We start from the raw sequence: 13,267 nt of genomic DNA, 5'->3' as shown, positions 1-13,267 counted from the left end.
GTTTTTATATCTTCTAAACAGTGTCGTCTATTTCCCATGCCCGCCTTTGTGCGGGCTATTTTCATCCAAGCGTTTAACGAAAGTCGAACTTTCCTATAAAGGAACAAAGTGGACAAGTCCACCTCAATTCCCTCTATCCCTCACTCATGAGGGACTTGCTCCACTTTGCATGCCAGATGCGTGTTGCATGCTTTTTGCAACAATACTCCTTTCGCATCTGTGCACATCCTCGCAGAGCGTTTTTGCTTTATAGGAGCCGAAGTTTCCTGTAAAGTAAAAAAATAAAGCAAGAAGCTACCCTTAAAGTAGTCCTTGCTTTTCTATCAGTCTTAATTAATTTTTATATTAAACTCCGTGCGTCTTGCTTCGAACTTGCCCAATGAACGTTACCTATACAGTTAACTCGGCTCAGGCACCCTTACGGCACACAAGAGCTTCCACTTAGTGCTGCTTCATTCCTGACCTGACACGGTTCATGGATTCCTGTTGCGTAAGACCCAAACGTCAACGCCACTTATATAGGGCAGCTCCACAGAAACAAGCCCTCGGCAAAACATCACCCCTGCTGTAGCGGATTGCAGGTACAGGACACCGCTAACTCCCCGGCTGCACGGAAATCTTATGACTATATAATTACAAATCTATATTTATCTATACATCGCACGCTTAAGTATATCCGTTTTTTAAACTTCTGTCAAGGGGTGATTTTTTTCTGTTTCTTTTCTTCTCTCAGTTCTCTAAAAAATTGTTGTAGCAGTTCTGTACACTCTTTTTCCAAAACTCCGATTTCCAATTCAACCTGATGGTTAAACTCTTTCATTTCCAGCAAATTTATGATTGACCCTGCACACCCTGCTTTTGGGTTCATACTTCCAATCACAACCCGCTTCATCCTTGACTGAACAATCGCTCCTGCACACATCTGACAAGGTTCTAATGTAATATACATCGTACAATCTTCCAATCTCCAGTCTCCGATTGCTTTGCTTGCTTTATTGATTGCCAGTAATTCTGCATGTGCCAGTGTATTCTTCTTTGTGTTCCGTTTATTATATCCTCTGGCAATAATTTTATCCCCCTGTACAATAACACATCCAATCGGCACTTCCTTTATTTTATAAGCTTTTTTTGCTTGTCTTATTGCTTCCTTCATATAAAAAGTATCTGGCTTTGCTTCTATCGTCTGATTTATCATTTCCTCCATTTTATTTGCTGTCTCCTTTTTCATGTGTTATAGTTATACTATCACGAAGACTAGGAGGTAGCAATATGAATATTGCAGGATTTAATAAAACAACGCTTCTTGATTATCCTCATCATCTTGCAGCTACCATTTTTTTTCGCGGCTGTGATTTTCGTTGCCCATTTTGCCATAACAGCTCTCTTGTCTTGCCTGAGCGAGCTGACAATACTTCCGTCAGTGATGAAGACATACTTTCCTATTTGAAGAAGCGTAGCTCTATTCTAGAAGGCGTCTGCATTACAGGAGGCGAACCATCTCTGCAGGCAGAACTTCCGGTTTTTATTGAAAAAATTAAGCAATTAGGATTAAAAGTCAAATTGGATACAAATGGGAATCACCCTGAACTACTCCAATTTTTAATAAAAAACCAACTTATTGACTACATTGCAATGGATATAAAAAATTCCTTATCAAAATATGGCAGTACGATTGGAATTCCAGGATTTGATACTGGCAAGATAGAAAAGTCGGTCAAACTAATTCGGTCCGGTTCCATTCCTTATGAATTCCGTACAACAATTGTGAAAGAGCTGCATACCAAACAGGATATTCAGGAAATTGGAATATGGTTAAGTGGAAGTTCCCTTTACTATCTGCAATCGTTTGAAGATTCAGGTGATATCCTATGTCCTAACCTTTCGGCTCATACAAAAGATACTATTTCACAATTTCAGAAAATTCTTTCTCAATATATCACCCAAGTTGCCATTAGAGGACTCTAAAAAATTTTGTCACTTTTTAAAGCCCTGCTGAGAAGAAAAGGAGAACAGACCTATGAACCTGATACATAATACTGACCGGTTAATTATCCGTGTCTTAGGTCCGGAATGGGCCACTGAAGTATGTAATTTTTACAAAAGAAATCAAAACTTTTTTGAACCATTTGAACCCCAACGTGTTCCAAATTTTTATACGATACCTTTTCAAGAAGCTACACTATGTTACGAATTAAAAGAATTTATCAATTTTCGCTATATCCGTTTGTTTCTATTTGAACCAATTGACCCCTGTCATATCATAGGATCAATCTCTTTTTCAAACATAAAAAAAGGCTCTTTTCAGAGCTGTAACCTCGGATATAAAATGGACTTTTCATTTTGTAACCAAGGATATATGACAGAAGCATTAAACTACTGCATTGACAATATTATTTTTGGTGAATATGGTCTTCATCGCATTGAATCAACCGTGCTTCCCACTAATTATCCATCCATCCGTCTAATGGAACGGCTTAATTTTCAGCAGGAAGGAATTGCCCGTGATTTTGCATTCCTCGAAAATAAATGGAGAGACCACATTAAATATGCACGAATTAACTCAATTTAATCCGTGCATATCATTCTGCTTTTATACGACTATGTTTCTATGCTTTTACACAATTTTTACCTGATTGTTTTCCTTCGTATAAACGGGAATCCGCCTGCAATATCATGTTTTCTTTTCCATTCATATATTTGGAATGACTCATTCCAAACGTCATTGTAACTTTAATCTTCTGTCCTGAATACTCATAACAATGTTCGCTGATTGCCCTTCGAACATCATTAATAACACTAAATGAATCAGCGGCTGTCATATCTCTTAACAAAATAAGGAATTCTTCTCCTCCCCATCTTGCCACCTGATCTGTTTTGCTGTTCTCTACAAGCAGTCTTGCTACTTCTTTCAATACATAATCTCCACAATCGTGACCATATGTATCATTAATTTTCTTAAAATCATCAATGTCACAAATACAAACGGAATAATCTCTTCCATATTCTCTTTTCACATTTCCGGCCTTTTGTAATAAATCATTCATAATTCTTCGATTAAACAAGTTTGTCAAAGCATCATGACTTGCCATCTGGATTAGCATCAGATTTTTGTCTTTCAAATTAACTTCAATTCTTCGTATTTCCATCTCAAATGCAACCCCAAAACATAGTAAAAGTAACGAAGCCAAAAAAGCATTTGTTACATAACACCGATGCTTATAGTCACTCCACTGCAACGCAGCCTCGGAAACAAACCAATCGGATATACGAATTAAAAGCCAAAATGAAAGTAACAAACTTACTGATGCTACACCATTATACCATTCTGGCCGTTCAATATCACATCCAATGAAAAACATTCCAGGTATCATGATTAATAAAAACATTCCATAACCGGCATCCCAGCCAAGTATATATGTAGCCGCAATCGTAAATACAATAATTTGTACCAATAGTTCAGTAAAAATCCTAAGTTTATCTTCTCCATCCTTTAACTGAACAAGTAATACAACATATATAAATGCTGCAACCATGTGAATTGTATTCCCCGCATCCACATCTGCAATTAAAAATGCTACACTGTAGAATATATGCATACATAGAAAAAATAAAATTGTAACCCGCAATCTATCCTTACATATATATCCCACAACCTTCTTTAGTGTCTCCAACTAACTCCCTCCTAAACAGTTACATTGGTACACCAATATCCAAAATCTCCATACTGGGCATTCTCCTTATTTTCAGGTACAAACTGAGCAAAACCATAAGAATTTGCAATCCGTTCTTCCTGATTTATGTAAATTCCCGGTATCCCCAAAAAATACTCATATCCTTTTTCTTTTGGTTTCCTTCCAACTATAATATGGCGGAAACGATTATAACCATGGAGAAGAAAGTCATTTTCTTCCCATTTTCTCCATTCCTCATGAATATCACTTAAATTATTTGGTTTCACCCCTACACATTCCACATCTTCCTCTACAAAGGGATATATCTTTGCAAATGAAAGAAATTGCCTCTCGGTCTTCTGAATATCGGTCTCTTCTACATTGGCCGCAAAAACAAGATCCTCCGTCGATTCATCCTCTAATTCATTTTCTGATTTTTCAAAACAGAACTGACTAATATCGATTGGCTGACCTCCATCCCATTCGGTCGCCCAAAAGCGTTCCGACGTCATGTAAACCATTATACCACTAATATCAGAAAATTCATAGGAAGATTTTACTACATTTTTACTTTTTGTGATTATTTGAAGCTCCCCTATTCCATTCTCAAATGTTATCTTGTCTAAATAAATCCCTTCCAGCTTATTTTTCTCCCGATGAAATAAGTATACTTTTGCCTCTTTTCTCTGATTCGTTACATCTTTTAAATGAATTGTAATTTTAATGTCATTCTCATAATTTTCAATTCGGGCATATCCTGTATTATCCCTCTTTTCTCCACGCACGTATCGATACATATATGAAACAAAGCGCTTATATCTGGACAATTGACATACTCCTTTTTTTCACTAATCTATGCAAAAATTTTAAAAAATATGCCAATTAATACTCAATTCCCTTTCTTGCAGAAATTCCGCTGTCGAATGGATGCTTTATTTTTTTCATCTCTGTTACATAATCCGCCATTTTCAATAATGACTGATCAGGATTACGTCCGGTTAAAACAATCTCCAGTGCTTCCGGCTTTTCTTTTAAAAACTGAATGGCTATTTTATTATCAATCAACTTCTTATTATACGCCGCCATAAATTCATCTAAAATAACCATGTCATAATTCTTTGCAATTGAAATTATTTTGCAAAGTTTCTGGTTATAATAAGCTTCTGCCTGTTCGAACTCTTCCTCTGTCATTGAAAAAGTAAAACCAAACGTCTGCTCTTCCGGCAAAACAGTAATTTCTTCTATTTGTTTCAACCTGGTTAACTCCCCTGAAGTACCATCTTTTAAAAATTGACTAAATAATATTTTTTTTCCATCGGCAGATGCTCTTACTGCAAGACCAACTGCTGCTGTCGTCTTTCCCTTTCCATCACCACAATAAATATGAATAAATCCTTTCATTTATAATTTCCCCAATTCTTTCAATTCTTCTACTGCAAGTTGAATACAGCCCATAATTCCCTGATTATCATTTAATACAGATGGAACAATATATGTATCCATTGATTCTAATTCTGGTGTTTTTATATATCCTGCAAGCAAATTTAATACCTTTTTTCGGATTAGAGAAAACAATTGCTCCTGGTGCATGACCCCACCGCCTAAAATAATCCGCTGTGGAGAAACCGTAAGTATATAAGTCATAATTGCCTGCGCAATATAATCACTCTCCAGTTCCCAGACCTCTTTCTTGTCTTTCAATTCCACTGCTTTTTTTCCATAACGTCGTTCAATAGCCGGTCCGGCAGCTAACCCTTCCAGACAACACTTATGATAAGGACAATTACCCTCAAAATCATCCTGCTCTTCTTTTCTAAGTAATATATGTCCGGCTTCCGGATGAAGCATGCCATGAACTAACTTTCCATTTACTGCAATCCCGACACCTACACCTGTTCCGATTGTAATATACACAACATTGTTAAGCCCTTTTGCACTGCCAAATGTTAATTCACCAAGGCAGGAACCATTTACATCTGTATCAAGACCAATTGGAATATTGAGTTCTTTTTGTATTGTTCCCAATAAATCAAAATATTTCCATGCCAATTTTGGTGTATCCAAAATATATCCATACTGTTTTGTTCCTTTATTTACGTTAACAGGTCCAAATGCACCTATCCCAAGTGCTTTTATATCTTTTCTCTTAAAATAAGCAATAATTTCAGGAATTGTTTCTTCCGGTGTTCTAGTAGGAATCGATATCTGGTCAATAATTGTTCCATCCGCTCTTCCCACTGCACATACCATTTTTGTTCCCCCTGCTTCCAATGCACCAAATAACATATTTCTTCACCTTTTACCTTTCCATTCATTTATAACTGCAATTATTTATTTTTATTATATACATATTTTCACTGCAAAACAATGTATAAAAAAGGTGCTGCAAAACGGACTTAGTAAGTTACATTTTGCAACACACTCTCTTTTATTGTTTTTTATTATACTTAATTTTTACCTGCCTGCCACTCATCAATCTGTTTTTGCATTTCATCAATAACATCCTGAACGCCGGTTGCTTTCAATTTATCCAATAATTTTGGTAATACTTCATCTGGTTCTACACTTCCTGTATAAAGGGATGCACCAAACTCATCTAAAACACCTCTAAAACCGGCTAACTGTGTTGATACTGGTTCTGTATTGAAATCAAATCCGAATGTTGGAGCTAACTCTGATTTATCATTGAACTCTTTAAACTCTGCCCATTTATCAAGTGGTTCTTCTTCAGTAACATAAGTATTAAATAATCCACCCTGTACCCAGTAAGGAACAGAATAATTATTTTTCTTTTCTGGATCTAATTTAATCTTGCAATCATAAACATAAGGTTTTCCTTCTGCTTCTTTCTTTTCATCTTCTGAAACTTCTACTTTCGTATAATGTTCGCCTTCAATACCATAATTTAAAAGATTTCTTAAATATTCATCTGTATTAACAAGATTCAAAAATTCAACTGCTTTTTCCGGATGTTCTGAAGTTCTGGAAACTGCTGTCAACGCACCACGTGCAGAAGCATTTGTAACTTTTGTTTCCATAATTGGTGTTGCTACTACCTCATATCCTAAATCCTTGCCCCAGATTAATTCTGCATAAGGCTGTCCATCACCTTTTGTTACAAAACGTTTTACAGACTTGTCAGAGGTTGCTGTTGCTGCATCTTTATTTATATATCCTTTTTTATAGTAATCTCTTAATGTCTTTAATGTAGATTTCATTTTATCTGTTTCAAATACATTCTTTACAACTAATTTATCTGGATTACAATCATATTCAATTCCAATTGGGTCTTGAATCTTATCCATATAAGTTGGAGCAGTAAAATCCTTTGTCAGATACAATGGAACTACATCCGGTTCATTTTCTTTGATAACTTTTAAGTATGGTTCTAAATCTTCCAAACTTTTAATCTCTTCATATGGAATATTATATTTGTCTACATATTCTTTCGTAAATACCCACATAGGCATACTTCCGATTTCTTTTTCACTTGGAACACCATACGTTTTTCCGTTCACTTTAGCTGCATCCCAAAAACGCTTATCAATCGAATCTAACATCTCTTTTCCGTACTTTGGAAGAAGGTCATCTAACGCAAGAAATGCTCCTTTCTGCGCATTTTGAAGATAATCATTTGCCCATGAGCATGTAAATGCTAAATCAAATACCTCTCCTGTGTTAATCAGTACCTGCATTTTCTGGTTATAGTCCCCCCAGCCGATCTGATTAACCTTAACAGTAGCACCAATCTTCTCCTTTGTGTACTCATTCACTTTTTCAAGGACCTTATCCATATCTTGCTGTGAATCCCCAATTTGATACCATGTAAGTTCAACTACTTCGTCCTCTTTGTTTTTACTGTCTGCTTCTGTTGATTTGTTTCCACATCCTGTAAAAGAAGTAGTTGCCAAAATAACAGAAAGACCAAGTGCTGCAAACTTTTTCCAATGTTTCATTTCATAAACCTCCCTAAATTTGATACTTCTATTTTACTGGAAAAACATCTATTTTTCCTAGTGTATTTTTTTCAGATTCACTTCACTTATTATTCTTTTACAGCTCCAATTGTCAAACCATTTACAAAATACTGCTGGAAAAATGGATATGCAAAAATAATAGGGACAGTAGAGATAACAACAATTGCCATCTTAATCGTTTCCTTTGGCATTGTCTGGGCAACTGCAACTCCACTTACACCAAGCTGTGCAGTGTTATTAACAATAAATTCCAGATTTGTTTCAATCTTAATCAGCAAATACTGCAGCGGAATAATCGCATCTCCATCCATATAAAGCATTGCATTAAACCAGTCATTCCAATATCCCAATGTTAAAAATAGTCCAATTGTTGCAATTCCGGGTAGTGCCATTGGAATAACAATCTGAAAAAACAAACGCCATTCCGATGCCCCATCAATCTTTGCGGACTCTACAACTGCATCTGGAATTGAAGTTGAGAAAAATGTCCGCAATACAATAATATTAAAAGAATTTAATGCAATTGGAAGAATTAATACCCATATGCTATTTCTTAGTTTTAAAAATTGGGAAATAACAAGATAACTTGCAACCATTCCACCACTAAACAGCATTGGTATAGCGATTAATTTTGTAAAAAATTTGCGATACGCAAATGTCTTTCTTGATAATGCATAGGCATATGTACCTGTTAAAAGCAACCCGATAATTGTGCCAAGAACAGTAACCGTAATTGTCACTCCGTAACTTTTTAATATTTTAGCTCCGGAACTTAATATATACTGATACGCATGTAAACTTAACTTTTCAGGTATAAAACGATAGCCATTCATAACCAGTGCCTGCTCGTCGGTAAGTGAAATAATTAGCACAAAAACAAACGGAATAATACAGATTGCAGCTAAAACAGCTAATATTACATTAAAAATAACATTTGTTGATGGCTTTATCCTATTAAACTTATTTTCCTGAAGTTCTAACTTTCTTAATCGTTTTTCTTCTTTTTTTTGATTTCTTTTCTCGAACATAATACACCTCCTTAGAATAATGCGTTGTCACTGTCAATCTTAGAAACAATTTTATTCGCAGTTATAATTAAAATAAATCCTACCGTTGACTGAAATAGTGACGCTGCCGAACTCATACCAAGTTCACCGGATGTCATAAGTGCACGATACACATAAGTGTCTAAGACATTTGTATAATCATATAATGCACCGGAATCCTTTGGAAGCTGATAGAACAATCCGAAATCGGCACTAAAGATACGACCAACAGATAAAATAAATAAAATTGTAATAACTGGTTTTAATAGAGGAATTGTAATGTATTTAATTTGTTGGAACTTTGAAGCCCCATCCAGTACAGCTGCCTCATAATAAGTTTTATCAATTCCACAAATTGATGCTAAATAAACGACCGTATTATAGCCGATTCCTTTCCACTGACTCATAAATAAAATAATAAACGGCCAATATTTTTTTTCCGAATACCATGAAACAGCATCCTTTCCAAAACTTTGAAGAACAGTATTAATATAACCTTTTTCCGGATTTAAAAAAGCGAATAGAAAATAGCTTACTACGACCCAAGATAAAAAATATGGAAGAAACATGGAACTTTGATAAAATTTTGCAAGTCCTCTCCCCTTAATCTCATTTAACATCAATGCTACCAAAATCGGAAGCACAATACCAAGCACAATAAACACAAGATTATAGCAAATCGTATTGCGGAATACAATCCACATATCACCACTATAAAATAAGAATTTAAAATTTTTAAAACCACACCATTCACTCTCAATTAAGCTTTGAATAAAGCCTCCTGAAAGACGAAAATTTTTAAATGCAACGACAATTCCAAACATTGGTAAATATGCAAACAATATAAACCAAATTGCTCCGGGAAGACTAATAAGCAGGAGTTCTTTATTTGCCTTCAACCTGCTTAACGTCCGCCCTTTTTTACGATTGTTTTCCTTCACTTCTTTGCCCTCCTTCTTTTCTTTCCATTTAACTATATCACTTCTGAAGGAGGGCTTATAGTTGAAAACTTTTAGTTTTACTGAACATACTTCAGATACTTTTTACCACTTTTTCATTTCTCTTAAAGAAGCAGGTGAAGTTCCATAACATTGCTTAAATTTGCGGTAAAAATAACTCGTATCAGGATACCCCACTTCCTTTGCAATATCGTTGATTTTCATATTTGTATTTAAAATCAACTCTCTTGCCTTACTGTTTTTTGTTCTGCTCAGATATTGAGAAAAGGAACACCCTACTTCTTTTTGAAAAATCTGACCAAGATAAGAAGCATTCATATTGTATTTATAAGACAGTGTTTTAAGATTCATATCATCCTTATAATTTTTCTCAATATCATTTATAATTTGACGCACGACCGGTGTATAATGGGAATCCTCAAGATGAAGGCACTCTATAATTTCAATTGTTTCTACCAGAAACATGCTCTTAATAACTGACAAATCCTCAGCCTTATAAAGCTCGTCAACCAATTCTGTCAGATTCTTAATCTGTCCTTTTTCCTCCAGCTTAAATTCATCAATTACATCCTGTAGTGCCATTGCAAGCTTAATCGCAAGCCGATAAACAACATCCGTTGTTACCATACCTTCTTCCACTGTATTAATAAACAATTCATCAATATAATGAATTACTTCTTCCTTTCGCTTCGACAATATCATTTTTCGAAGCATTTCGTTGTTCACTGTAATTCCTTTTGATGTTCTCCCATCAATTGTCTTATGACTGATAATCGTACCATAACCTTCAATAATAAGATAACGCTGTAACTTTTTCGTTTCTTTGTAAGCTGCCCGAATTCCTTCAAGATCGGTAAATGTCCGGCTAATTGTAAAAAACGTAAACACCTCAAACTTTGCCTCAATTTCATTTTGCAGTGTTGCAAAAAACGAAGTTATTAAATCAGGGTCGTCAAAATCCAAAAAAATAAATAGAAAAATTTCGTCCTGTGTAAAGCAAAATGGATGAAGTTTAACCCCCTTATATTCATTCTCTAAAAAAGCTAACAAATTGGTCAGCGTATCTTCTTTTAAATTTTTCTGTTTTATTTTAATATGCGCAGCTGTTCCGTAAGCATGCTCCATGCGGATTCCATACTCACTAAAAAAATCCTGTCGTTCTTTCATTTCATCTTTCAAATAGTGATATAGACCTTGATTCTCCTCTAAATATTCATACGACTTTTGATCATTTTCCTGTAATTCTTTTATCGCTTTCAGTAACACTGCCTTTAATTCATCTTCATTAATGGGCTTCAATATGTATCCTTCTACATCTAATTGAATTGCTGTCTGAGCATACTGGAAGTCATCGTAACCACTTAAAATAATAAAACGAACCCGTTCATCCCTCTCTCTTATCCGCTTTAGCATTGTAAGTCCGTCCATTCCCGGCATGTTAATGTCTGTTACAATAATATCAACCGACTCTTTTTCCAGACACTTTATTGCCTCCTCCCCGTCATGCACCATATGAATAACGGAAAGTTCCATTTCCTCCCAGTCAATAATATTTTTTATCCCTTGTAAAATCCATTCTTCATCTTCTGCAAGCAATACTTTATACATCCTCATTTCATCCTTCCTGTATTGGAATTCTCAAAGTTACTAAAAGCCCCTGCTCTCCATTCTTCTTTAAGTCAACCCCATAATCATCACCATATGCTGCAACAATTCTTCTGTGAACATTTAAAATCCCAATTGAACCTGTTCTACTTACTTTTCCCCTTAGCTCTGTATTTTTTGCATTAATCTGCTCTTCCGTCATACCAATCCCATTGTCCCTTACTTCAATCCGAAGCGTTTTGTTATTTTCTTCTTGTCTTACCTTTATCTCTAAATAATTGTCCTCTTCCTGCAAACGAATTCCATGTGCAAAATAATTTTCCACGATTGGCTGTACAATAAACTTTATTACCGGAATAACCGCATACTGCTCCGGACAATCAATCATAAATTGAAATTTATTTTGATAACGAAATTCAAACAGTTCTAAATATTTTTTACAATAATAAAGTTCTCTTGCAACATTGACAACATTTTCATCTTTTACCTGACTTCGAAATACAACCGCAAGTCCATAAAGCATCTTTCCAACTTCTTTATCTCCATTACAGATTGCTTTCATTCGGATTGCTTCTAATGTATTATAGAGAAAATGTGGATTAATCTGACTTTGTAATACATTCATCTCTGCATTTTTTTGTTCAATTTCCGCAAGATAACTTTTCTGAATATACGAGTCTAAATTTTCACACATAATGTTAAAATTATCTGCAATAATGTCCAGTTCATCTTCTTTTTTAACTGCTAACCGCACAGTTAAATCCCCTTCCATTACACGCTCCATTCCATTTAAAATTAACTCAAGCCGGTTCGAAAGATGTCTAATCTTTCGGTTTACAAAATACATGCCAACGGAAAACAGTCCAATTCCCATAAATAAAAGCATAATCCATACAACGATTGGTATCTTTCCAGTCTGTCCTTTTTTTACATAAGCCACAATATTTAACTCTCTTGTTCTGACTCTGTCAATATAAATATGATATTTTTTCTCTAAAACCGAATTTTCACCAATTTTTTTAAATTGTTTTACCCACTCTTCATTTTCTTTACAGTAAGCAATATCACCATTATCTGCATAGACCATCAATGCAGACCGTCCATAATTACCTTCCAGCTCAGAAAATCCTTTGCTATTAAAAGAAATTTTTAAAATTCCAACTTTTTGAAACGTATTCGGGTCACAAATCTCTTTTAAAAATATTATACTGTCATTTCTAATTTGAATACTTACACCCTTATCCAAATTAGCATCATACCCATAAACATCTGTTTTCATATCTCCATTTGGATAATAAGTGCATATTTTATTTGATGCCAGACTTACAAATGTAATATCCGTCATATTTTTGCTATAACGAAAAGCATCCTTTGCAAAATAATCAATTCCCTGATAGACAACACCGTTATCCTTTGCATACGCTTCAAACTTTTTACGAAAATACCCTTCCAAATCCAAAGTTAAAAACCAGACGACATCTTGAATCTGCGTTTTATTCTGATACAACCCATACTGAACATCCGAAGCTACAGTTGCGATTTCCTCAACATAATCCGCTGCATTTTGGCACATTGACTGATTATATTCCAAGTCCCGTTTTCTTCTCTCCCTGCGAATACTCATAATAAAATATCCCTCTAATATAAGTACAATCCAAAGGATTACCATAGTATAAGTTATAATTAATTTTTTATATACTTTTAGTTTATCCATTCCCCGCTCCTTCTTCTATCTACTATACCACATATTTTTTGAAATAGCACTTTAATCGGGTAGGAGGTAAATAATTATTTTATTTACCGTCCTCCCACACCACCGTGCGTACGGTTCCGTACACGGCGGTTCTTTAGTTTTCACATATTTTCAAATAGAACTCTGTGAATTGGTCCTATGTCAAGAAAAAGTACAAGTTAAACGTGAACTTTTCACCTCAATATTCTGTCTTATGCCGCATTTATTTCCAAGTGTCTTAATTTTATCCAATATTTCTTTTCATACTCATTAGGTG

General features: G+C 34.9%; 12 protein-coding genes and 1 other RNA gene. 2 read left to right on the top strand and 11 right to left on the bottom strand.

Translation table 11 applies throughout. The annotated features are described in order from the left end of the window. Positions 1-352 precede the first annotated feature (352 nt). Positions 353-614: signal recognition particle sRNA large type (ffs, locus tag FYJ58_RS14060), an RNA gene on the bottom strand. 80 nt (positions 615-694) lie between these two features. Next, positions 695-1,204: a tRNA adenosine(34) deaminase TadA gene (gene tadA / locus FYJ58_RS14055; RefSeq protein WP_235912664.1), complete on the bottom strand. Its 510-nt coding sequence runs from the start codon at positions 1,202-1,204 to the stop codon at positions 695-697. 65 nt (positions 1,205-1,269) lie between these two features. Here tadA and FYJ58_RS14050 point away from each other — a divergent pair, with 65 nt between their 5' ends. Further along, positions 1,270-1,965, top strand: coding sequence for an anaerobic ribonucleoside-triphosphate reductase activating protein (locus FYJ58_RS14050; protein WP_154520313.1), 696 nt, complete (start codon positions 1,270-1,272; stop codon positions 1,963-1,965). Between the two features lie 52 nt (positions 1,966-2,017). Beyond that, positions 2,018-2,569, top strand: coding sequence for a GNAT family N-acetyltransferase (locus FYJ58_RS14045; protein ID WP_154520312.1), 552 nt, complete (start codon positions 2,018-2,020; stop codon positions 2,567-2,569). A 37-nt stretch (positions 2,570-2,606) separates the two neighbouring features. Here FYJ58_RS14045 and FYJ58_RS14040 read toward each other — a convergent pair whose 3' ends face one another. The 9 genes from FYJ58_RS14040 to FYJ58_RS14000 all read right to left on the bottom strand — a co-directional run bounded on the left by FYJ58_RS14040 (position 2,607) and on the right by FYJ58_RS14000 (position 12,972). After that, positions 2,607-3,671: a GGDEF domain-containing protein gene (locus FYJ58_RS14040; RefSeq protein WP_154520311.1), complete on the bottom strand. Its 1,065-nt coding sequence runs from the start codon at positions 3,669-3,671 to the stop codon at positions 2,607-2,609. A gap of 11 nt (positions 3,672-3,682) precedes the next feature. Then, the gene (locus FYJ58_RS14035) at positions 3,683-4,498 is read right to left on the bottom strand and encodes a DUF6128 domain-containing protein (protein WP_154520310.1); all 816 of its coding nucleotides are present in this window, start codon (positions 4,496-4,498) and stop codon (positions 3,683-3,685) included. Positions 4,499-4,553: 55 nt separating this feature from the next. After that, positions 4,554-5,072, bottom strand: a complete 519-nt coding sequence (locus FYJ58_RS14030; protein ID WP_154520309.1) for a cob(I)yrinic acid a,c-diamide adenosyltransferase — start codon at positions 5,070-5,072, stop codon at positions 4,554-4,556. Beyond that, the gene (locus FYJ58_RS14025) at positions 5,073-5,957 is read right to left on the bottom strand and encodes an ROK family protein (RefSeq protein ID WP_154520308.1); all 885 of its coding nucleotides are present in this window, start codon (positions 5,955-5,957) and stop codon (positions 5,073-5,075) included. It abuts the gene before it with no gap. Between the two features lie 161 nt (positions 5,958-6,118). Beyond that, complete coding sequence (locus tag FYJ58_RS14020; protein WP_154520307.1) at positions 6,119-7,627, bottom strand: ABC transporter substrate-binding protein; 1,509 nt, start codon at positions 7,625-7,627, stop codon at positions 6,119-6,121. 89 nt (positions 7,628-7,716) lie between these two features. Further along, complete coding sequence (locus FYJ58_RS14015; RefSeq protein ID WP_154520306.1) at positions 7,717-8,676, bottom strand: carbohydrate ABC transporter permease; 960 nt, start codon at positions 8,674-8,676, stop codon at positions 7,717-7,719. 11 nt (positions 8,677-8,687) lie between these two features. After that, a complete protein-coding gene (locus FYJ58_RS14010) occupies positions 8,688-9,635 on the bottom strand; it encodes an ABC transporter permease (RefSeq protein ID WP_328597864.1) in 948 nt (315 codons plus the stop codon). Between the two features lie 102 nt (positions 9,636-9,737). Further along, positions 9,738-11,267, bottom strand: coding sequence for a response regulator (locus FYJ58_RS14005; protein ID WP_154520305.1), 1,530 nt, complete (start codon positions 11,265-11,267; stop codon positions 9,738-9,740). Between the two features lies 1 nt (position 11,268). Further along, positions 11,269-12,972 (bottom strand): sensor histidine kinase, encoded by a 1,704-nt coding sequence (locus FYJ58_RS14000; RefSeq protein ID WP_154520304.1) that lies wholly within the window; start codon positions 12,970-12,972, stop codon positions 11,269-11,271. Positions 12,973-13,267 lie beyond the last annotated feature (295 nt).

It is taken from the genome of Velocimicrobium porci, from assembly GCF_009696045.1.
GTDB lineage: Bacteria > Bacillota > Clostridia > Lachnospirales > Lachnospiraceae > Velocimicrobium > Velocimicrobium porci.
This window is presented reverse-complemented; position numbering and strand designations above follow the sequence as displayed.

Bases quoted from the DNA above. Each gene is read 5' to 3' on its own strand.
- FYJ58_RS14020 (WP_154520307.1), bottom strand. From the start codon at position 7,627: ATGAAACATTGGAAAAAGTTTGCAGCACTTGGTCTTTCTGTTATTTTG.
- tadA (WP_235912664.1), bottom strand. From the start codon at position 1,204: ATGGAGGAAATGATAAATCAGACGATAGAAGCAAAGCCAGATACTTTT.
- FYJ58_RS14005 (WP_154520305.1), bottom strand. From the start codon at position 11,267: ATGAGGATGTATAAAGTATTGCTTGCAGAAGATGAAGAATGGATTTTA.
- FYJ58_RS14030 (WP_154520309.1), bottom strand. From the start codon at position 5,072: ATGAAAGGATTTATTCATATTTATTGTGGTGATGGAAAGGGAAAGACG.
- FYJ58_RS14025 (WP_154520308.1), bottom strand. From the start codon at position 5,957: ATGTTATTTGGTGCATTGGAAGCAGGGGGAACAAAAATGGTATGTGCA.
- FYJ58_RS14015 (WP_154520306.1), bottom strand. From the start codon at position 8,676: ATGTTCGAGAAAAGAAATCAAAAAAAAGAAGAAAAACGATTAAGAAAG.
- FYJ58_RS14045 (WP_154520312.1), top strand. From the start codon at position 2,018: ATGAACCTGATACATAATACTGACCGGTTAATTATCCGTGTCTTAGGT.
- FYJ58_RS14000 (WP_154520304.1), bottom strand. From the start codon at position 12,972: ATGGATAAACTAAAAGTATATAAAAAATTAATTATAACTTATACTATG.
- FYJ58_RS14050 (WP_154520313.1), top strand. From the start codon at position 1,270: ATGAATATTGCAGGATTTAATAAAACAACGCTTCTTGATTATCCTCAT.